This is a genomic window from Vibrio kasasachensis (assembly GCF_050337565.1).
GTDB classification, from domain to species: domain Bacteria; phylum Pseudomonadota; class Gammaproteobacteria; order Enterobacterales; family Vibrionaceae; genus Vibrio; species Vibrio kasasachensis.
This window is the reverse complement of record NZ_JAKJTB010000009.1, coordinates 261737-282666: the sequence shown is the minus strand read 5'-3', so window position 1 is coordinate 282666 and position 20930 is coordinate 261737. Positions and strand designations below refer to the sequence as shown.

Below are 20930 nucleotides of genomic sequence, written 5' to 3'. Positions count from 1 at the left end.
TGAGCAAAATGGATGCACATCGTTCTACTATTATCGATACGGCAATGCGCAAAGCAGAGATAGTCATGGCTCCTGAAAGGTTAGGCGCTATGCACCAAAGTCGCATCAGTTTCACTCGCAGTCTTATTCGTAAAATGGCGAAACAACAGTGGCAAGTGAGCAAACATGATTGGCAGTTATGCCCACGAGGCTATGGACATGTGATATACAAATTGTCGACGCCTCAGCATGTTTATCACCTTGTCGTGTTTTGTGATGAAATCGCCGACGATGAACGTAACGATCGCGTCATCGCCGAGAAGTGGGATGTCACATTTGCATTGGTTTACGGTGATGTAGATGTCGCTTTGCTCAAACAGCTGCGAGCAAACGTACCTCTGCAAGAAGCGGGGCGCAACCCAAACAAGGTGTTGGTGTTAGCAAGAGCCAATAAAAGCGTGAGGGTGTTTGAACATATTGTTAGTCGTCTATCTAAAGGAATGCAGCCCGATGTAAATGAACTCGCACAAGTTGGCTACATTTTGCGAACGACAGCAGTGTATGGCAATGGCAAATTTGGCATTGCTGATTTCAAACTGCTAGAGAAAAACCCTGATTTTAATCAGTCCTTTAGCGCGCAAATGTGTGCAGTCTATTTAATAAGAGAGTTTAGCTTAGATTGGGTTCACTTTTTAGCGAAACAACATGGTGGAGACTCTGCTGTTTCATTGCATCGCGGATTGCAACGTTACTTGGGGGTCGGTAATGCTACTGGGCTTGGGATGGCGCCATATTTAATTAACCATCCTTGCATTGTCGACCAATGGATGACGACCCGAGAACGAGCTATTGCTCAAGTCTTATCAATGCCTTGTAAGCCCAACATGGTCCTAAGATTGCGTGCGCTGTTAGACAAAGGAATTCATCACTTGCAGCAGGTAGTTACCATTAACGAGCATCAAGCTGGTTTGAATTCACGTGCGATAGATGATCTTCAACAATTAACTAAACAACTCGATGTTAACCTTGCACCGCATGTTCATTGGGGAGACCTAACTCAACACTCAAAATGGCTGAGTTTAGAAGCGCAAGAAATTCTATTGTCGTGCTTGATGGAGTTATATCCAGAACAGGTCGACCAGTTTGATGATCAGATGAATGGTGATGAGACCTTATCGTTAGAGACGGGAAAAAAAATAGCCGATCTTTTGGCTGTGTTAGAAGCTAAGTATCGATGGGCTATTGAGACGGATTTTACGTTGCCGGAGAACAATTATTGGTTTTGGTACCGCTCGCAAGACAAAGAAGAACCGCGGTTGGGAGTTCGAGGAGAGGAACTGGGAGAAGATCGCGAACTACCTTTAGATATTGCGCGACAAGTTTACCGCTTATATCGTGCGTTACGCTCCAATCCTAGTGAGTTATCTCTGACGGAGTTTCTTTTACATGAACCCAAGTACCGTGCAATCGCCCGCCGAGTATGGACGTTAGGTAATAAAGAAATGGGAGATATTCAAATGAACGTATTGCGTGAAGATGCGCTGCCAATGCACCTATTACGTTGTAAGCTCGCCATCTTTGGTGCCACTAAGTTTGATCCGCGGTCAGATCGCTGGGTTCGCGTGACTTTCTTCCAAGGGTCGCCGTTGTTAGATGAAATACAAAACCCCAATTATCAAGATAACTGGATTTTTCCATTATTCCCTAGCAATGAACAAATAACCGATACAGTGACTTGTGGAGAGGTTTCATCATGATTGTTTCACACAACGAGTTGGTTACGGCTGTAAATAAAGCGTTTCTAGGTATGCGCCGAACTTGTGGCGAAGCGGATGTCGTTGCCAACATGGTGGCTGATTTACAAATGGTTGGTTTAGACGGCGTGCATCATTTCAACAATGCCAGCAATTACTTGAATGTGGAAATGGATTGTCCCGCTGATATTGAAAGTGTTGGCATTGACAGCCTTAAAGTGGATTTACATCGATGTAGTTTGGCTTGTCATCTCCCCATTATCATAGATTATGCGCTTGAAAAAATGGTGGGAAGTAAACAACTTACACTTACACTCAACAATTGCCACAACCGCTGGCTGGCTTATAGTGAACTGGTTAAATTGGCAGCAAAAGGGATAGCCTGCCGGGCTACATGGGCGAATGGTAGTAGCCCTAATCGGATATTATATGTTCTGAATCGTGGTTGTATCGCGCCAGAGCTCTATTTCTCGGATGTAACGACATATGATAAAGCGAGCCTACATTGCATGACGATTGAGTTATCGATTACAGACTTTTCACTTGAAGAGAGTTCGCAAGGTTATTCTAGGCATATGGCAAGCAACGTATTACAAAATGTTCAACAAACAGCATGGCAAGAAGGCATATTTGTTGATGATGTAGAGTGGGAAACTTTGAAAGAGACTGCGACGGTGTTTCTGGTGGAAAACAGTCAACGTTCGCGGCAAGGTGCTGGAGAAGTTGTGTAGATGCCAATAGGGCTGCCGTGATAATTACTATTTCGGTATATGTAGACATGAAACCACCCTCAAGAGTGAGGGCGGTTTTGTCTGCTTAATCGTTTAGTATAATGCTGCTAGTGCCCGTTATTCGGTAGATGCTGCTTTTTGGTAAAAGGCTGCTGAGGTCTTTGAATTTCTATTCAATAATTTACAAACAGAAATTGCGGCAAAAACGGGTAAGAACCAGCTGGCATGTGCTTCAAATAGCGGAACATACTGTAGTAACAATGTGGATAATGCTTCAGGGATCAACCCCAAAATGCTTAATGCATCTAAACCACCCAGGACAAGGCTAATCATGACAATCGTTACGTAAGCCGCTGAGTTACGTTTTGTAGTAGGTAAGAATAGCGCTGTTAATACCAAAGCAATCGCTACTGGGCATAAGATAAGTATTGCGGGTAGGCTGATAGCCAATATTTGATCCAAACCAAAATTAGCAATAACAGCTGTCAAGATAGCAACGATTGTAGCGGTTACAGCAAACGGTGAGCGGAACGTTTGTTGGTAGTATTCAGCACATGCGTTGGTGAGACCAACCGTGGTTGTTAAACACGCAAGGATGATGATACCAGCCAGTAAAAATTGACCTAATGGACCAAATACTTCTGCAACATAACGAGTTAATAGTTCTCCGCCATTCGTTGCGCCTTCGGCTACAGAAGCCGAAGTTGCCCCTACATATGCCATCGCTAAGTAACATGCCGACATCAACAACGCGTATACTAACGTTACCTTAAGCGTTGCTGTAAAGATCCCTTGTGACGAGTCACAGCCTTGATCGCGAATTGCTTTAATGATTATCCAGCCAAAACCAACCGCTGCTATAGCATCCATCGTCATATAGCCTTGGATCAAACCACTTGCGACGGCTTTGTTTTGATAACTTAATGTTGGTGCACTTAATGGACCTAGCGGGGTAATAAAAGCGGCGATTGCCAGTGCTGCCAGCATGAACACCAATAATGGCGTGATGAACTTACCTATGTAGTCGACTAACTTACCGCGTTGAAAGGCAAGGAATAGAGTAGCAGCGACAAAGATGAGGGAAAAACTCATTAAATAGTCGCCAGATACAAACGGTTTAATCCCCATTTCATAAGCAACGGTAACGGCTCGCGGCATGGCAAATGCAGGACCAACAGCGGTAAAAAGTAGTACCCAAAAGGCAATCGCTATCGGTTGAGGGAGTGCTTTGGTCAACTGTGCACTATCACTCAGTCGTCCAAAAACGATCAGAGTCAATGCAGGAAGACCAACTGCTGTCACTAAGAAACCAAGCATGGCAGGGATGTATTGTGTGCCAGCCTCCAAGCCAAGAAATGGGGGGAAAATGATATTCCCAGCGCCTAGAAACATGGCGAAGGTCATTAAACCTATCGCGAGAGCATTTTGATTTTTCAATGTACAGTCCTCATGCTATTAGGTTTGTCCTAATTCGCTTTTTTTTAGTGGACCGTCAGATTTGCTGGAGGGAAAAAGAAGAATGGTTGATGTAATTCCTCCGCCAGCATCGCTGACGGAAGTAGCCGTCAGCCTAGCTAATAATGACTAGAATGACGACAGAAATAATAGATGTTAGGCACGACATAGCACCAAGTATCATTTGGCAAGAAGCAGCAAAATGTTGGGCTAAAGAAGAAGGCATTGTTATTTCCTAGTTAAGTGTCGTGATAACAAGGTCAATATATAAGCAAAAACTTTCAAAGTAAACCCATATACCATGGATTTCGTTAAAGTAGGTATTATCGTCTTGTTGAGAGAGGAAATACCTCGTGTTCATATTTATTTCATTTCAATGAAAGTTGAATTCAAATTAAATGAACGCGAGTGCATAATCAATCAATATAGACAGTCTATGGATAAACAAGTGATAGACCTACGCCTACATCCTTAACATCCGAAGATTTTGATAGCTTAATTTTGTATTCCAGACTTGTGCAATGGCATGGGTGAATGTTGTTAATACTCTGTTCTTCGAAATAATGAAGTGTTCCTTCTGACTGAGCTTTTGTTGGCTCAAGTAGATGGAAACCACCAATGACATCCAGAACTCTGTCATCGCAACATACTTTTTTTGCATACTCGATAATATTGCATATGCCAGCATGGGAACACCCAGTGATAATAACCAAACCTTGGGGGGATTTGTATACAAGTGCGGAATCATCTTTAACGTAATCATCTAACATTGAATCAATATGTTCGCACTGACCAATAGGCTCGATATTTTCAAAATCATTAGTTCGTTCGATTTCACCCAAAAAGACCAGTTTATCTGTTATCCATAATGGCTCATGTGTAAGGTGAGTATTAAAGTATTTACTAATCTTATTGCCGTCGAGAATTGAGCCAATTTCTTCGCCCGAACATTCTTTGTATGAAAATGCATCCGGGTGTGAAACAACGGTTGGCGTTAAACAGTACGAGCCTTCAGTGCGAGACTCCGATATAAATTTAACCAGTGGAACTAAACCACCCGTATGGTCGTTGTGCCCATGAGATATAACTACATAGTTAATGTCTAATAAGGACTCATTCATTTTTTTAGCATTCTGAATAAATATGTCAGAATAGCCAACGTCGAATAATATTTTTGTATCGCCTTCCGAAATTAAATATGAAACACCAGGCTCACCCAAATAATATCGGTCAATTATTGTGTTGTTATCAACTAAAACTTTCAATTCCATGGTCTAATTTCCATAATTAATTAGTGATGCTTTTGTAACATATGTGTCAGTATTCCCAGTGTTGAAGTATATAGCAAGAATATCCTGTACATAAACACCAGAGAAGCAGTGCTTTAGCAATGGTTGCTAGTTGAATTTATAGCTCGGATATTCTTCGTTTAATGTGTCAACAATAGCGAACCAATCTTGTTTGCTTAATGGCTCTGGGTAAATAGCTTGAGGGAGAAAAGTCCAACGTTTCAAATCAAATCCCCATGAAAAACCACCCATTGGATAGAACTCGCCGTCTTTTTCAACTAAGCCGAAAACCTTGCCACTCCAGTTTAAGGAAAGATGAGGTGCCGCGCTCCAACCTGGATTATCTTCAAAGACAGATCCCACACTATAAAATGGAACACTGTTATTTCGTTGTTCTTGAGAACCCACATCAACAAAAGTCCAATTTCGTTGGTTACTTCCGAACGAAGAATGTTTACCAGAAAAAGCGGCATCACCAGACGTTGTCACGATATGAAGCCAATGTGTCACGTTTTCAGACGACACTTGTATTGAAGGAAAGTTGGGAGCAAAGCAATGCTCATTGCCCGCAGCAACAAATTGTACATCGAAGGTTTCGGCACTATCCCATGAATTAGAGCTTTGGCTAATTAAATTACTATCGTTAAAACAGCGCTTATAATTGCCATGTTCGATATTGGTAGAAAGTAGGGATTGTCGATACAAACCAAAAGAGATGTATGAACCAAGTAATATGACCAGAATGCTTATTGATACAACAGAAAACCTTTTCATACGCCCTTGGTATACCTTTCTATTTGGTCATTGCATGATATCTGAACGACATTGATTAATATTGCTCAGGCTTGAAGCCATTTGTACATTACGTAGCTATCTACATAACCAAGCCGACCGTGTTTATATGCCTTGGGAATGGTACCAATGATACTAAAACCAAGCTTTTCCCATAATCGTACGGCGATGTCATTGGTTGATACGACACTGTTAAATTGCATGGCTTCAAAACCTAACTCAATTGCTTTTTGTTGAGAGTGCTCACACATCTGCCGTGCTACGCCTTTGCCTCTAGCTTCGCTTGATACCATGTAGCCGCAATTGCAAATATGACTACTCGGTCCCATTGCATTTTGTTTTAGGTAATAAGAACCTAAAACCACACCATTTTCTACGAAAGCGTAGGCTTTGAGTGGAACTTCGCACCATAGATTGAATGCTTGTTCCATTGTCATGTCTGGGTCGAATGCATAGGTTTCTTGAGCTTCAATTACCATTGAAAACGTTGACCAGAATGACTCGAAATCTGATTTAGTTATTTCTCTAATCATGAAGCGCCTTTTAAAGGTTGTGGTATTGTCGCAGTGGTCGTTTTTATATTGCACCATAACTGGCCAATACTCCAATCGGAAGGAGTAGTACCCATTGCGGCAATTTGATAAACACTTTGCTTCCAAAGAAATACCATCCAACCACCACAAACACCAATGCGAATAGAACGTATAAGAGCCCTAAAAATAGAGTAGGGATATAAAGAGCTCCCAAACCGTTCCAACCGATATAAGTCAGCACCATAGAACTGGCAAGCAAAGTAACGGAAACTAAATGCCAACATGCCAAAAGTGTTGCCTTGGGCACTGGTTCTAACTCTGATTTAAGAAAAGGTCTTACAGGATCTGTTTGACCTGCGAATACATGTATTAGTGTTGTAAATATGCCAAGTAACCCAGAACTCAATATCCATATATTCATTACTTAAACTAATTCCTTTTTGTGTATTTATTGTTTAACTCGGTGTCTGGCAGGACAAAGACTTTACCCGTTGTTTCTAGCCGCTCAGCGGTAAGATGTCCCCTACGATTTTATGCACGCTAAATGTTTTATCATTAATATTGGCTCATAGCCACTTTGCTAAAAATTGACACCACGCTGCCGAGAGGTTTTAGTCAACCTTTAAGCTTGTTGTAGATCTGAATTGCCTGCCAAAATTCGTTCTAGTTTTTGATTTTCATTACTACTAAATGTGACGTAGCCAATAGGAATGTTCGTATCTAAACACGAAATAACATAATCAGCGCTTTCTGATCCAAAAGCCCCGCAAAGCTCAATAACCTGAACTCCGTCTTCTATCATTTTTTGAGCAACTAGAATTGCGTCATCATCACAGTTAACCCCAACCGTGTTAGTAGTGAAGTCCGCTGTACTCATCGTTGTTTTATCATGGTGAAAATTGTAATTATCTGCTTTTACGATAAATCCGTACTGTTTAATCATGCCTTGTCCTCGGTCTTTATTTCGATGTTCATGCATAACGAAAGATAGGAGTTCTTTCACCTAATTTAATGTTGCCATAGTGATTCTATCACGTTTCAATTCACCTTGAGAAAAGCCATAAGGTGTAACACTCAATCCTAATTCGTTTAATCGCTGCTATTGACTCTGCCCTAAAGGGAAGACTTTAAACTAAACGAGTCTTCTTCTTTCAAGGTGTATTATGAATAATTCAAAGCGTCATTTTCTCGTAATTGCAGCGGCATCTAGAGGTGCCAGAATTTTTATCAAAAATGCATTGATGCAGGGGCATGATATAACGGCTATGTGTAGAGCACAAAGCGACCAAGATGCGTTAAATCGAATAGCAAAAATACTGAAAGAAACCACGCTTACTGGAACTAACACTTCTTTAGCAAAGAACAAAGGAGTATTAAAAGCAACGAATATAAGCATATTGAACGCAGAATCATACAAAGATCTCCTTACAAAAGATCCATCAATTGATGCCATTTGTTGCTTTGTTGGAGTGACAAAATATAAAGACATGCTTAGTTCAAGCTATTCAGTTTACACCGACACTATTAGCGCTGTTGTGGAAGGTATGAATCAAAGCCGATGGGTAGAGACCCTGTACCATAGCTCGGTGGGTACAGAGGGAATTCCTGGCGGTTCACTAACTGCTTGGCCTGCCAATTACAACGTAATAGCGAACATCTTACCTATTATTTTCCCTGTGTATAAAAATGTTACTGAAAGTGAAAATATCCTTGCTCGAGCCGATACTGACGAATTGAGATATATAATTTTCCGCCCTGCGGCGCTCAAAGACACGCCAGCGAAAAGGCATTATGGTTATAGCTTTAATATAACTGGTTTAGATAAAGCTGATCTTCCTCTAAAGCATGCAAAGATCAGTATCAGTAGAGAGGATGTAGCAGAAGAAATGTTACGCGTTGCAACGCTGCCCGAACAAGAAAGGAAGAAATGGCATGGTCAAGGAGTATATCTTGTGGACATGAAAAAAAATTACAACTTCAATCATTAAAATAGACTGTACTTAGTTGAATTAATTGTCTCGCACAGGGTTCTTCTGCGAGACAATTCTATAATTGAACCCCTGAGTGCAATAGTGACAAACTATACGTGGTTACTCTCGTTCAGAATGCATTCAATGTTCAAAATATTTATCTACATGGCAAGGATGAAATATGAGCTTATTGGTTGAGTGAACTCTTCAACCGCACGTGATGTTCGTTTCTAAACTTTTTCACCAAGATAGCCAAGACAACAATCACCATCGTTAAAAAGGCATTTAGCCATAATTGGTTCTGTATATATTCTGTTACTTCGCGTTGACGGCTAACACGAAATAGCCGTTCAACTTTATCGTATCTAGTCGGTTCTAATCGCTTCATCTCTCCAGTCAAATTGACATAGTAAACTTCATCTAGTCCTAAGGTGAATAGCTCGATTGCTATTGACTTAGTAACCATACTCATATTTTTTATTGGCAAATTTTGATTGTTCAATGCCGTTGTGAACATAGACAGTAACCGTGTCTGATGCGCGGATTCAGATTCTAAAAACTGATGAGCCCGGTAAATATAGATGATCGATATACACAAGTTAACAGCGTAGGCAAACAGCAATAATCTTACAACAAGCCTCCAAGCTTTCACGTCCCCTCCTATCTCTGAGTGTATACATGGTTAGTTAACTAACACATTCTGCTTGGGTTTATTTTTATGCGATAAGTTTAATATTAGTGTGTGCCGCATGACAAGTAACAGTGCTATGTGTCCATTTAAGACAAATAACCTGCACCGCTCAGTCATACGCGTTGTTTTATCTTGCAAAGTGGGCAAGGACATATATGATTTCGTGCTTTTTGTTTTCTACGAAAGTCCATGATTCTTAACCAAGCTAAAAATCTTAGGGTTTTGTGAACGCAAGGGGGGAGAATTGTAGACATCCCCAATCCGTAGGAATAAAATTTTGTGGCTATACTTAGTGCCCATCGGTATAAGTAGCCATGCTGGTATTTTGGTGTATGTTGACTTTGATTTAATAATAACAGCGAAAGGTCAACCATACTCGCAGATGCCTTGTTATCGTCGATATAGACGTAGGAGTAGAGAGTTATAATGTCGAACAAATTTAAAGCGGCAGTTGTAAAGTTTCAGGCTTGTTCACGAGTCGTTCGTTGGAGTACGTATACCTTAAGCGCTTATTTACTCTATGCAGCTTTACTCGGGTTACTCGTTCCTTATATTGCTAAACAGCAAATTCCAGAGCAAGTCTCGAAACTGATAGAGCGTCCCGTAACGCTTACCGACATTACTATTAACCCTTTTACCCTTCAGTTTGATGTTGATCAGTTCGCGATTTTAGAAGGCACAAAACCGTTCGTGAAATTTGAGCATGCCAGTGTTCAACTCAATTTTTGGCAGTCAATTTTTAATGCAGTGATTTCGGTTGAATATATTACTCTTGATAAACCTTATATTAATCTTGAGCGTCTAGATAACACTGACGAGTTGAGGTTTAACTACAGCGACATTTTGGATGCTGTTGCGCGTAATACAGTTCAATCGGACGAGCCAGAGCAAACGAGCGATGAGACCGTCGATAGACACGCGGCATTGTTCCCAGTATTGATCAAGCATACGACCGTCGTTGAGGGTGATGTTCGTTTGTTAGATAGCGTGACAGGAACACAGCTCAATTATCCTAATATCAATATCACGCTTGGTGAGTTCTCAACCCAAAGTCTATTAAGTGATGTTGAGAAAAAGAACCAATATAAACTTCATATTACCGATGCAGATTCCGCTACCATTGAGCTTATCGGTCAAGTGCAGTTAAAGCCGTTAGAAGTGGTGGGTGATGTTAATGTTCGACATATTCAAATGCCGCGTTTATGGAAACTGATTGAAAAAGACATCATCGCAAAATTAACCTCGGGGGATGTGAGTTTTTCTTCAAACTACCATATAGCGCAAACCATTGGTCAAACAGAAGCTGATGACGCAATACGTATTTCAACTTCGAAAGGTATGTTCGCAGTGAACAACCTAAACTTTGATGCACAGGAAAAATCCATCGTTTCTTTGCCTAATTTGTCAGTGAATAACATCGCGACTAATGTCGAAAAGCAAACGGTGAACATTGATTCGATTACTTCGCACGGGCTTAATGTATTTGCCAAAGTGGATAGTAAAGGCGCAGACTTAGTCTCTCTATTTACTCCAAAGTCGCTTACTCAATCTGATAACACTCAACCTGTAGCTTCTACTTCGGATGCAAACACAGAGTCATCTGCAACGGCGCCATCTTGGTTGGTAACATTAAATGGTATTGAACTGAAAGACTACCAATTGAACGTTGAAGAAAAGGTCGTTACTAAAAAAGCGAACCAATGGGTCATTTCACCTATCAATATCACCACTAGCCAAATTGTGAGTGATCTTTCTAAACCGATTGATTTTGATTTATTTACCTCTGTGAATGGTAAAGGAGAGATCAAAATTAAAGGGCAGGCTGATGCTAAACAGCAAGCGGTATTGGCTGATATCGATGTTAAATCGTTAAAGTTGGCACAGTTTCAGCCTTATCTAGCAACCGCGGTAAATGCGACTTTAACCAAAGGTGAAATAAACACCCAAGCTAAGTTAAATGCTAACGCTGAAGGTAAAGTTACAGTGAGTGGTGGTGTGCAAGTTAATCACTTATCCATTCGTGATAACAAACTCAGAAAACCTTTCGTTAAGTGGCGCTCCCTCGCGATTAATAAATTAAATTTTGATTTACAGAAATCGAAACTCGATATAGATACGCTGAGTTTAAGTCAGCCTTATGCGCGGGTAGTGATTAACAAAGATCGTAGCACCAACTTGGGTGATTTGATTGTTACGCAGCCAAATAGCAAAAATAACCAAGCGAAAGTAGTAAGCAATAAAACAGAGACGCCGTTTGCATTAAGTGTACGGAAAATTGCGTTTAATGATGGTTCGGCTTTCTTTGCTGATAATTCATTAACACCTAATTTTTCATCAGGTATTGAGCAGTTAAAAGGCAACATTGGTCATGTATCTAGTGTGCCGGGAACGAAAGCCAGTGTTGATATAAGCGGTAATATTGACAGATACGCGCCAGTAAAAGTGAAGGGTGAGATCAATCCATTGTTGGAACAACCTTACTTGGATCTGGATGTGGTGTTCAAAAGTGTAGAGCTTACTACGGTAAACCCTTATTCAGGTACGTACGCTGGGCATTACATTGATAGAGGGCAGTTAACGCTAGCGCTTAATTATCATTTAGAACGAAATCAATTGAAGGGCTCGAACCACGTTGTTATCGACCAGCTACAGTTGGGTAAAGCGAGCGATAGCGAATTAGCAACCTCTTTACCGATAGAGCTAGCTATTGCTCTATTGCAAGATAACGATGGTGTGATTGATTTAGGCGTAGAAGTGTCAGGTGACGTAGATGATCCTGAATTTAGCCTAGGTGCGGTTATTTGGAGTACTATTTCAAATATCATTACTAAAGCAGTTACGGCACCTTTCTCTTTCATCGCCGGTCTTGCTGACTCGGACGATGAGCTGAATGTTATTGCGTTTGAGTTTGGTGCTAATACGTTAACGACGGAAGAGCAAGAAAAGCTCCAAACTCTTGGTGGAGCTTTAGAAACACGCCCTAAATTAACCTTAACAGTGGATGGTGCAGTAAATGCACCGCAAGACAGTAAAGCACTTGCTATTCATAAATTTAAGCAGTTATTAGCGGAAGAAGCGCAAATAACAGTAGCCGAGTTGCCCGCTAATTTGAGTGCCAGCACCATGCCTGTTACTGGTGTGTTATCTGATGCATTGCAAACCGTATACACCACTGAATTTGACGACGATGCTGATTTAGTGAGAGACACAATAGAAGATGAGCAAGATGCAAATGGTGTTGAACTAACAGACGAAGATCTTGATCAACGATGGCATATTGCGCTTTATAATTTGGTGTTGAATAAGCAACAGGTTGAAGATGGCGAGTTGGGTGAGCTTGCTCAACAACGCGCGAAAGCAGTAAAAGCCTACTTGGTCGATGTGGTGAAGGTAGACGCATCGCGCGTGTTCTTACTCGATAGCCGATTTGATATTGAGCAAGATACTAGTAGTGTATTGCTCTCGTTAGAAGCGAAGTAAAAGCCGCTCTAATCTGCAAACGATAAATATGGAATGGCGCACAGGGAAACTTGTGCGCCTTTTTTATCATTTGATTTGATGCTCTAAGGTCCAACTAGCAACTACTGATTGAGTAAACGTAAGTTGACAACACTATGATTACGTAGTGAAGAGCAATCTTGCAGGTAGTCACACCTTCTATGGTATGCTTTTTTCAGTTATTGACACTGCCACACTATTACTATGAAACGTATCCCGCTATTAAATCAGCCGCAAATCCATTGACGCTACTAATGTTTAATTAAAATTTTATTATCTATACATTAGTTAGAGGTCAAACATGCAAGAAAAGCATTGGTCAAAATTTCAGTTACTTCATCAAGTAGTCACTAACGCCAACATCCACGTCAAAGGAAAGCATAGCTATTATAGCGATTGTTGGGATAAGGGATTCGAAGAGTCTGTAGTGAGGTATTTACACGGTGATAAGATCAGCCGTCAATGGGAACCTCGCTGGGCTATTGACGAATTATTCATTGGCGATTATGTCTGCTTTGGTGCAGAAGTTGTTATCTTGATGGGGGGGAATCATACTCATAGGGCTGATTGGTTCTGTCTCTACCCATTCATGGATGTCATTGAAGAAGCCTATGTTGGCAAAGGTGATACTCACATCGGAGACGGGTCTTGGTTGGGAATGAGAGCAATGATAATGCCCGGAGTTACGATAGGGGAAGGCGCTATCGTTGCGGCGAATAGTGTGGTGACGAAAGATGTCGAGCCTTATAGCGTGGTTGCTGGCTCTCCAGCAAAACTGGTGAAATACCGCTTTGAACCTTCAGTCATCGAAGAGTTACTCTCTTTTAATGTTTATGACTGGTCTGCTGAAAAATTTGAAGCACTAAAACCGCTTCTGTGTAGCTCAAATTTTGAAGAGTTGAGGCAAGCAATTGCTCTGTACGATACCGCCAATTAGCGCGTAAATGTAGCCATCGATAGCGTCACACATTAGTTGACGCTATTTTTTTAACACGTGTATATTTTTAAGTTCATGAGATAAAAATGAAATTGACAGCTTTAGTTGAATCATTCTCGGTTAGAAAATAGAACAGAACTGATAAAGCACTAGACTACACTTCTGTTAACTAAGGAGTGAATATGTCAGAACACGAGGCTATTAGAGAAACTCTTGAGGAGTATGCGAGAGCTTATTGCTTAAAGGACATCGATGCTTTAATGCGGGTTTTTAATGGTAATGATCACATATCAGTCATTGGTACTGGGGAAGATGAACTGTGTTGTAGTCGGTCAGATGTTAGATCGTTGTTTTTAAGAAATTTTGCTGAAGCTACGGTGACGAAATTTCAATGGGGCTGGTCAGATATTCAAGTTTTCGGCAATCATGCAGTTGTCGCGCAATGCCTATTTATTCATTTAAACACAGACAGTGGACACCAATTAATACCCGTTCGTTGGAGTGTTGTATTAACAAAAACAGATCGCTGGGTGTGGCTACATCGGCATGCTTCAACGGCTTCCACTTCTCAAGCAGAAGGGAGGGCTTATCCCGAATCAGCGTAATAACAATTGTAAATAGATGAGTCGGCTGTTGCGGCTGCTCAAAAGAAGCTGCAAATGCAAGAAGTGCTGCATAAACACAGTATTGATCTTGATGATTTTCAGTAATAGTCTCGGCTGTGTTTGTGTCTCAATCGTTTGCTAAATCACCTAGATAGGGTGCACTTAAAATCGCTGAGTGGCGAATTTCCCTCGAAGAGTTGCTAATTACCACTGAGCAAGGATAATGTCGGGCTCTTTGTTCCCAGAGTGATCTTATAATGCGCCTAGATAAATTTGTCTGTAAAAGTACCGAGTTGACCAAACCCGAAGCGATTAAGCGAATTTGCTCAGGAGACGTGAGTGTCAATGGGTGTATCGTCATGAATGAAGCCGCACAAGTGCATGAAAATAACATAATCCTATTAGATGGTTCTAGGCTAAAAACACGAGAATTTCGCTATGTCCTCATGCACAAACCAGCTGGAACGATATGCTCAAATAAAGATGAGTTGTACCCATCTCTGTTTAATCACCTAGCGATTGAAAATGTCGAAGAACTTCATATTGCTGGTCGTTTAGATGCCGATACCACAGGAATGGTCTTAATTACCGATGACGGACGTTGGTCATTTAATATCACCAGACCGACCCAAAAATGCGCTAAAGTTTATCGAGTTAGGTTATCCCGAGATATTTCCGATGATGTGGTTGCCAAGTTTAAGCAAGGAATAAAATTGCAAGGTGAACAACAATTGACCTTGCCTGCTGAGTTGGAAGTGATCAGTACAAAAGAGGTACTATTAACTATCACCGAAGGTAAATTTCATCAAGTTAAACGTATGTTTTCCGCAGTAGGAAATCGAGTGATTTCACTCCATCGTGAAGCGATTGGTGATGTCAGCCTTGATGTGGATGTTGCCCAATGGCGCTTTTTAACCCGCAATGAAGTTCAATCGTTCAACAAGTAACTAAGCAGAGCAGAAATATCAACAAAGGGTGCGAATCATAATCAGATTCGCGCCCTTTGTTCGTTAGTCGCTAGGACGCCGTCATTAAGGTAACGCTGTTTTACATAGCTCTACTTTCACCGCGGCAACTTTAAACTCCGGAATTTTTGCATGTGGGTCGGTCGCGGTAGTCGTTAAACGATTTACTGGCGATTCTACAAAGTGGAAAGGGATAAATATTACACCTTTCTGGATCCGCTTTGTCACAAAGGCATCAATTTCAATGCTGCCCCTGCGAGTGGATACCTGTAGACGCTGTCCATTGCTGATACCTAGAGCTTCTGCATCATCAACACTGATCATTGCTCTTGGTCCCGCGAGGTTGTCTAAACCTTTGGTTTTTCGCGTCATCGTACCTGTGTGGAACTGCTCTAAGACTCGTCCTGTTGTCAGCACTAATGGGTATTCTTCATCCGGTAGTTCTGCGGCGTAACGGAACGGAACCCCAACCATCTGCCCTTTACCGCGAGTAAATTGGGTTTGGTGCATGATGCGCGTACCATTAGGGTTGTTCTTGTTACTTGGCCACTGTACACCTTTGGGGGTGATATTTTCCCAGCGTAGTCCAACATATTGTGGTGTTACACGGGCGATTTCACTGGTGATGTCAGCGACGGTCTGGTAATGCCAATCACTGCCCATTGCATTCGCAATGTCTTGAATGATTCGCCAATCCTCTTTTGCATCACCGGGCGCATCTACAACCTTATTAACACGCTGTACTCGGCGCTCAGTATTGGTAAAGTGCCCTGACTTTTCGGCAAATGAACAAGAGGGCAGTACCACATCCGCGTATTGCGCTGTCTCGGTTAGGAAGATGTCTTGGACCACCAAGAAGTCTAATGTTTCCAGACCTTCAATCACGTGCGCTTGGTCAGGGTCACTAAGCACCGGATTTTCCCCCATGATATAGAGACCGCGAACGTCACGATGACAAGCTGCATCAATAATTTCAGTTAGCGTTAAACCTTGTTCTGCCGGTAAATCGGGGGCATTCCACTCAATCGCAAACTTCTGGCGAACAATAGGGTTGTATACTTTCTGATAGCCTGGGTAGCTGTTAGGTAATGCCCCCATATCACAAGCACCTTGTACATTGGATTGACCGCGTAGCGGGTTAATACCGCCACCCTCAACACCTATGTTGCCACATAACAACTGCAGGTTAGCGATAGAGCGAACGTTGTCGTGACCAGTGGTGTGCTGTGTTATCCCCATTGAGTAGTAAACAGCTGTGCGTTTTGCGGTACCAATCATGCGTGCCATAGCGAAAATATCGTCCGCTTTTACACCAGTTACAAGCTCGACTTTGTCTAAGCCGTATGCTGGAGACATGACCTCTTGCAATAAAGTATCGAACCCATCAACACGCTCTTCTATGTATTCTTGATCGTACCAGCCATTTTTGATGATTTGCTGCATGATGCCGTTTAATAGCATGACATCTGTGCCCGGACGATGAGCTAAGTACAGCTCTGCGTGATCGGCGATATCAACACGTTTAGGATCAGCAACAACCAGACGAGCACCGTGGTGGCGAATAGCTTGCTTGATATGTGATGCGATAATTGGGTGCGCGGAGGTGGTATCCGAGCCAATAATGAAGATGACATCAGAGTGCTTAATGCTTGGGATGTCATTGGTCATTGCGCCACTTCCTAATGAGGCTTCAAGACCAGTCACACTCGATGCATGGCATAATCGTGCGCAGTGATCGACGTTGTTGGTTCCTAATTCACGGCGAATGAACTTCTGGAAGGCGTAGTTATCTTCGTTGGTCGTTTTCGCCGAGGAAAAACCAGCTAATGCATTACTGCCAAAATCTTGTTTGATGCTAGTGAACTTCGAGGCAATCAGTTGAATGGCATCCTCCCAACTTGCAGGCTGCAACCATCCATCTTTACGAATTAGAGGGGTGGTTAATCGTTCATCACTGGCAATGAAATCAAAACCAAAGCGTCCTTTAACACACAACATACCTTGGTTAACGGGAGAATCTCCTCCTTTGACATAACGAACAGTGTTGGCAGCTTTATCAACCATCATAGTTAATTTGCAGCCTACACCGCAGTAAGTACAGATAGTGTCGACGGCTTGTAAAGATTCGGTACGACCTTGTGAGCGATCACGGCTGTCAACCATCGCGCCGGTAGGACACGCTTGAACACACGCACCGCATTGTACGCAATTCGAATCCCCCATCAGGGTAAAGCAATCTTGTTTAGTTTTACTTTGCGAACTAAAACGCGGGCGATCGTCTGGTCTTAACGCAGGGCGACCTTTCATATCGTAGCTGAAGTTCAGTACGCCGTGCACTGCATGTTCTCGACAAGCTTGGATACACTGCCCACAGCTGATACATCGGTTGGCATCAAATTCAATGAACTCTGAGCTACGATCTACTTCGAATTTATGGCGCGGATCTTTCGCACGCAATCCAAGCCAATCTTGGTGATCGATTATATTTGCGGAAGTAGTTTGTAATGAAGAATCAAACGTTTGTTCAGCTTGGTATTCGGTTGAGTAATCACGCAGTGAACAATCGGTATTCGCCTGACAACCGCATTCTAAACAACGAGCGGCTTCTCTCATTGCTTCTTCGTTGTCAAAGCCTAGCTCAACTTCATCAAAACTTTGCTCTCGTTGCGTGGGTGTTAACTCTGGCATGATAGAGCGAGTGACTTTTAGGATGTTTTCAAAATGGAGAGGGTCGATTTGTGTCAGCTTTTTCTCTTTGCGTGAGTTAAATGCCGGTTTTGGCATTGTTGCCATGTCACCGCTTAGGAACAAATCAATCGCTTTTGCGGCTACTCGACCATCACCTACAGCCTCAACTGCGGTTGCAGGACCTCGGCGAAAATCACCAATGCTAAAAATGTTGCCTGTGCCGGTGTGCATGGTTTGCTTATCACTGTCTGAGGTATTCCAACGAGTAAGCGGAATGGACAGGGAATCATTGTCTAAAAAGCTGAGATCAGGTTTTTGCGACACCGCTGCGATAACGGTATCAAATTCTTCAGTAAAGAATTCGCCCGTCGCTTTAGGGCTACGTCGTCCGGATGAATCGGCAGCACCCAATGCCATACGCTCAAGGCGAATAGCGTTGACTCGTCCGTTATCATCGGCAATGTTTTCTGCTGGGTTGGTTAAAAAGTGGAACTTCACACCTTCGTGTTCAGCTTCGACTATTTCATAGTCTTCCGCTGGCATCTCATCACGAGTACGTCGGTAAATCAAAGTGGTATCCGCGCCGGTGCGACGAGCGGTGCGAGCACAGTCAATCGCAGTGTTTCCTCCACCGATGATCGCGACTTTTTTACCCGTGATGTAATGGTGTTCGGTTACGAAATCTTTTAAATAGTCGACACCTAAATAGCAGCCATCTAAGTCACTACCAGTGTAATTCATTTCCACGGCAAGAGAGGCGCCTACAGCTAGGCAAACTGCATCGTAACCGCTGCTAAGTTGTGAAAGGGTAAAGTCGTCGCCCAGCTTTTTATTTGTATGTATTTGCATGCCATTTCGGCACATTAATTCAATTTCTTTATCAAGAATGTCTTTTGGTAAACGGTATTCAGGAATGCCATAACGAAGCCAACCACCGGCTTGGGGCATGGATTCAAAGACCGTGACATCGTAACCTTCGTTTGATAAGTAATAGCCCGCCGTCAATCCACCTGGACCACCACCGACAACCGCTATTTTGATTGCTTTGCTTGGTTTTTTTTCTGGCACATAAGCTTCATACGCTGCTAGATCGGCATCAGCGGCATGGCGCTTGAGTTGGCGAATAGCGATAGGCTCATCCACTAACGAACGGCGACATTCAGTTTCGCAAAATGCCGGACATACACGACCAATTGACAATGGCATTGGCAAAGTTCGTTTGATGACTTCGATGGCTTTTTGATGATCGTTTTGTGCAATATGGAAAAGATAAGATTGTATATCAACGCCTGCTGGACAAGCTGTTTTACATGGAGCTTCGCAATCCGCATAGTGATCCGTCATGATGCGGTTGAGCGCTTTTCTACGGTGCTCACTCAGTTGTTCTGATTGCGTTAACACGTTCAAACCGTGATGAACCTTCAGCTCACAGGCTCGTTTGGTTCCGCCACTTTCAACTTCGACAACACATAAATCACACGGGACTTTTTCATTACTTTTGTTCAGTCCGCACAGTGATGGAATGTCTACTCCACATACCTTTGCAACTTCTAGAAGCGTTCGCCCCTCTTCTACAATTCGATATTTTCCATCGATAATGATTTCTATCATGCTACCCCCGTAGCAAAGCTGATCCTAATCGGTACAAATAAACCACACAAATAGCAAGGATAATTATTCGCAACAATAGATTAGTGCAAGCAAAACATATTCTGAATCACCGTTAGTGATTTCGGCTATACCCTAGAAACTTGAAGGTGCAGGTAGACGGCAAGTAAGAAAGCCCCCTGAGCATAGGTGAACTATGTGATTGGGGCGCACGAACACAGCCAACACCGCTGCAACTTTAAGTATGGCGGGTATAAAACTCATCATTCATTGTGCTTATCTTGTTCAGAGCTTTGAGTCTCGGTGCCAAAACACGGCGAGCTCAGTTTAGAATATTTGATCGCTCGATAAGCTTTGTCGTTATTGCATATAAACAATAAAACAACACTTTTTCTATGGTAACACATCAAGTGTAACAATTGACCGAGCTTTCACATCTGACCTGTTCGCAGCTTGTCGAAAATTTTGTCTTTTGTTTTTATTAAGTGGTGGTGAAACGAGGAGTAATGCAGTTAGAATTATTTGATAAAGCGGAGGTAACAACCCCAGAGACTCATCCCTCTGAGGTTGTAAATTCAGTAATTATGAGCAAGAGCCACAACATCCACTCGGTGTGTCATGTTTTGCTGGTTTCTCTGCGCCACTATCTGTATTAGACGTTTCTGCGGTGCGTTGTTCTTCAGTCACTTCAGCTTTAGCTTCAGAGTCTTTCTTTTCGAATATTTTCTTAATTGATAGTGCCATAGTTAATACCTCGTTTGCATAGCGATAATGCCTGATAATATCATACTAAAACAGTCAGGTATTAGTGTGTTGTACATTTAGAATGCACTGTTTACTTAAAAACGCTGTAAGCCTGTGTTTTATCAATCATTATTACATGGATAAATTTTGGCTGTGGAAGCAGTGATAGGGCACTGAAGAGATAAAGCAGAAGCTTGCAGTTGTTAGTACTAACACGCTGCGCCAAATGTTAAACTGTGCGGCGAAATTAATTAAATAATTATAAGGTAATGTAATGAACCCGATTCTTGCGATGTTGAAAGAGAACAATATTAGCGATGGGCAGATCAAAGAGCTTTTTCAGGCACTGACACAGAATCCTCTGGCGGCAATGGCAACGATCAGCCAACTGGGTTTACCTCAAGATAAGCTCCAGCTATTAATGGGACAAGTAATGCAAAACCCTGCTTTGATTAAAGAAGCTGTGACTGAGCTTGGGCTAGATTTCTCAAAAGTAGAAGCCGCTAAAGAGCAACTTCAGAAGTAACCGTACTACAACATTTTTTAAAGGTCGTTTGGATGATTCAATGCGAATTGTTTAAACGACCTTTTTTTTGATCTTTAGGCTCGTTGCTTGATGAGGCAGTTCTAACAACGCTTGCTTGCAGTGAGAGTGGCAGTTCGTTATGTTTTAAAAAGAGATTTTTGACAT

The 20930-nt window shown here is 42.1% G+C and carries 17 protein-coding genes; 8 read left to right on the top strand and 9 right to left on the bottom strand.

The window, feature by feature from the left end:
- Positions 1–8: 8 nt before the first annotated feature.
- Positions 9–1736, top strand: coding sequence for a hypothetical protein (locus L4C38_RS04095; RefSeq protein WP_428796260.1), 1728 nt, complete (start codon positions 9–11; stop codon positions 1734–1736).
- The gene (locus L4C38_RS04090) at positions 1733–2464 is read left to right on the top strand and encodes a DUF3726 domain-containing protein (protein ID WP_428796259.1); all 732 of its coding nucleotides are present in this window, start codon (positions 1733–1735) and stop codon (positions 2462–2464) included. Before L4C38_RS04095 ends, L4C38_RS04090 begins: the two co-directional genes overlap by 4 nt.
- A 117-nt stretch (positions 2465–2581) precedes the next feature.
- Here the strand turns inward: L4C38_RS04090 and brnQ are convergent, their stop codons facing one another.
- From brnQ to L4C38_RS04060, 6 genes are all read right to left on the bottom strand, one after another.
- Positions 2582–3901 carry a branched-chain amino acid transport system II carrier protein gene (brnQ, locus tag L4C38_RS04085; RefSeq protein ID WP_428796258.1) on the bottom strand — a complete coding sequence of 440 codons (1320 nt, stop codon included), beginning with the start codon at positions 3899–3901 and terminating at the stop codon, positions 2582–2584.
- Between the two features lie 452 nt (positions 3902–4353).
- Complete coding sequence (locus L4C38_RS04080; RefSeq protein WP_428796257.1) at positions 4354–5190, bottom strand: MBL fold metallo-hydrolase; 837 nt, start codon at positions 5188–5190, stop codon at positions 4354–4356.
- A 126-nt stretch (positions 5191–5316) separates the two neighbouring features.
- Positions 5317–5982: a hypothetical protein gene (locus L4C38_RS04075; RefSeq protein ID WP_428796256.1), complete on the bottom strand. Its 666-nt coding sequence runs from the start codon at positions 5980–5982 to the stop codon at positions 5317–5319.
- 65 nt (positions 5983–6047) lie between these two features.
- Positions 6048–6533 (bottom strand): GNAT family N-acetyltransferase, encoded by a 486-nt coding sequence (locus L4C38_RS04070; protein WP_428796255.1) that lies wholly within the window; start codon positions 6531–6533, stop codon positions 6048–6050.
- Positions 6534–6576: 43 nt separating this feature from the next.
- A complete protein-coding gene (locus tag L4C38_RS04065; RefSeq protein WP_428796254.1) occupies positions 6577–6954 on the bottom strand; it encodes a hypothetical protein in 378 nt (125 codons plus the stop codon).
- A gap of 201 nt (positions 6955–7155) precedes the next feature.
- Positions 7156–7476 carry a DUF6506 family protein gene (locus L4C38_RS04060; protein WP_428796253.1) on the bottom strand — a complete coding sequence of 107 codons (321 nt, stop codon included), beginning with the start codon at positions 7474–7476 and terminating at the stop codon, positions 7156–7158.
- Between the two features lie 220 nt (positions 7477–7696).
- On the opposite strand from L4C38_RS04060, the gene L4C38_RS04055 reads away from it, so the two are divergent.
- Positions 7697–8521, top strand: a complete 825-nt coding sequence (locus tag L4C38_RS04055) for an NAD(P)H-binding protein (protein WP_428796252.1) — start codon at positions 7697–7699, stop codon at positions 8519–8521.
- Positions 8522–8690: 169 nt separating this feature from the next.
- On the opposite strand, the gene L4C38_RS04050 is transcribed toward L4C38_RS04055, so the two are convergent.
- Entirely contained in the window at positions 8691–9020 is a 330-nt protein-coding gene (locus L4C38_RS04050; RefSeq protein WP_428796251.1) for a hypothetical protein, read from the bottom strand.
- Between the two features lie 600 nt (positions 9021–9620).
- On the opposite strand from L4C38_RS04050, the gene L4C38_RS04045 reads away from it, so the two are divergent.
- The 4 genes from L4C38_RS04045 (at position 9621) to L4C38_RS04030 (ending at position 15181) form a co-directional block, all read left to right on the top strand.
- A complete protein-coding gene (locus L4C38_RS04045) occupies positions 9621–12674 on the top strand; it encodes a DUF748 domain-containing protein (protein ID WP_428796250.1) in 3054 nt (1017 codons plus the stop codon).
- A gap of 319 nt (positions 12675–12993) precedes the next feature.
- A complete protein-coding gene (locus L4C38_RS04040) occupies positions 12994–13629 on the top strand; it encodes a CatB-related O-acetyltransferase (RefSeq protein ID WP_428796249.1) in 636 nt (211 codons plus the stop codon).
- 182 nt (positions 13630–13811) lie between these two features.
- Positions 13812–14234 carry a nuclear transport factor 2 family protein gene (locus L4C38_RS04035; protein WP_428796248.1) on the top strand — a complete coding sequence of 141 codons (423 nt, stop codon included), beginning with the start codon at positions 13812–13814 and terminating at the stop codon, positions 14232–14234.
- Positions 14235–14491: 257 nt separating this feature from the next.
- Positions 14492–15181, top strand: coding sequence for a pseudouridine synthase (locus L4C38_RS04030; protein ID WP_428796247.1), 690 nt, complete (start codon positions 14492–14494; stop codon positions 15179–15181).
- 84 nt (positions 15182–15265) lie between these two features.
- Here the strand turns inward: L4C38_RS04030 and fdhF are convergent, their stop codons facing one another.
- Together fdhF and L4C38_RS04020 are read right to left on the bottom strand one after the other, a co-directional pair.
- Positions 15266–19498: a formate dehydrogenase subunit alpha gene (gene fdhF, locus L4C38_RS04025; RefSeq protein WP_428796246.1), complete on the bottom strand. Its 4233-nt coding sequence runs from the start codon at positions 19496–19498 to the stop codon at positions 15266–15268.
- A gap of 579 nt (positions 19499–20077) precedes the next feature.
- A complete protein-coding gene (locus L4C38_RS04020; RefSeq protein ID WP_428796245.1) occupies positions 20078–20239 on the bottom strand; it encodes a CCGSCS motif protein in 162 nt (53 codons plus the stop codon).
- Positions 20240–20513: 274 nt separating this feature from the next.
- On the opposite strand from L4C38_RS04020, the gene L4C38_RS04015 reads away from it, so the two are divergent.
- On the top strand, positions 20514–20765 hold the full coding sequence (locus tag L4C38_RS04015; RefSeq protein WP_428796244.1) for a DUF2999 family protein: 252 nt from the start codon (positions 20514–20516) through the stop codon (positions 20763–20765).
- Positions 20766–20930 lie beyond the last annotated feature (165 nt).

Excerpts from the sequence above, each read along its gene's own strand:
- L4C38_RS04095 (WP_428796260.1), top strand. The coding sequence starts at position 9 with ATGGATGCACATCGTTCTACTATTATCGATACGGCAATGCGCAAAGCA.
- L4C38_RS04090 (WP_428796259.1), top strand. The coding sequence starts at position 1,733 with ATGATTGTTTCACACAACGAGTTGGTTACGGCTGTAAATAAAGCGTTT.
- L4C38_RS04080 (WP_428796257.1), bottom strand. The coding sequence starts at position 5,190 with ATGGAATTGAAAGTTTTAGTTGATAACAACACAATAATTGACCGATAT.
- L4C38_RS04075 (WP_428796256.1), bottom strand. The coding sequence starts at position 5,982 with ATGAAAAGGTTTTCTGTTGTATCAATAAGCATTCTGGTCATATTACTT.
- L4C38_RS04070 (WP_428796255.1), bottom strand. The coding sequence starts at position 6,533 with ATGATTAGAGAAATAACTAAATCAGATTTCGAGTCATTCTGGTCAACG.
- L4C38_RS04065 (WP_428796254.1), bottom strand. The coding sequence starts at position 6,954 with ATGAATATATGGATATTGAGTTCTGGGTTACTTGGCATATTTACAACA.
- L4C38_RS04060 (WP_428796253.1), bottom strand. The coding sequence starts at position 7,476 with ATGATTAAACAGTACGGATTTATCGTAAAAGCAGATAATTACAATTTT.
- L4C38_RS04055 (WP_428796252.1), top strand. The coding sequence starts at position 7,697 with ATGAATAATTCAAAGCGTCATTTTCTCGTAATTGCAGCGGCATCTAGA.
- L4C38_RS04050 (WP_428796251.1), bottom strand. The coding sequence starts at position 9,020 with ATGTTCACAACGGCATTGAACAATCAAAATTTGCCAATAAAAAATATG.
- L4C38_RS04045 (WP_428796250.1), top strand. The coding sequence starts at position 9,621 with ATGTCGAACAAATTTAAAGCGGCAGTTGTAAAGTTTCAGGCTTGTTCA.
- L4C38_RS04040 (WP_428796249.1), top strand. The coding sequence starts at position 12,994 with ATGCAAGAAAAGCATTGGTCAAAATTTCAGTTACTTCATCAAGTAGTC.
- L4C38_RS04035 (WP_428796248.1), top strand. The coding sequence starts at position 13,812 with ATGTCAGAACACGAGGCTATTAGAGAAACTCTTGAGGAGTATGCGAGA.
- L4C38_RS04030 (WP_428796247.1), top strand. The coding sequence starts at position 14,492 with ATGCGCCTAGATAAATTTGTCTGTAAAAGTACCGAGTTGACCAAACCC.
- fdhF (WP_428796246.1), bottom strand. The coding sequence starts at position 19,498 with ATGATAGAAATCATTATCGATGGAAAATATCGAATTGTAGAAGAGGGG.
- L4C38_RS04020 (WP_428796245.1), bottom strand. The coding sequence starts at position 20,239 with ATGGCACTATCAATTAAGAAAATATTCGAAAAGAAAGACTCTGAAGCT.
- L4C38_RS04015 (WP_428796244.1), top strand. The coding sequence starts at position 20,514 with ATGAACCCGATTCTTGCGATGTTGAAAGAGAACAATATTAGCGATGGG.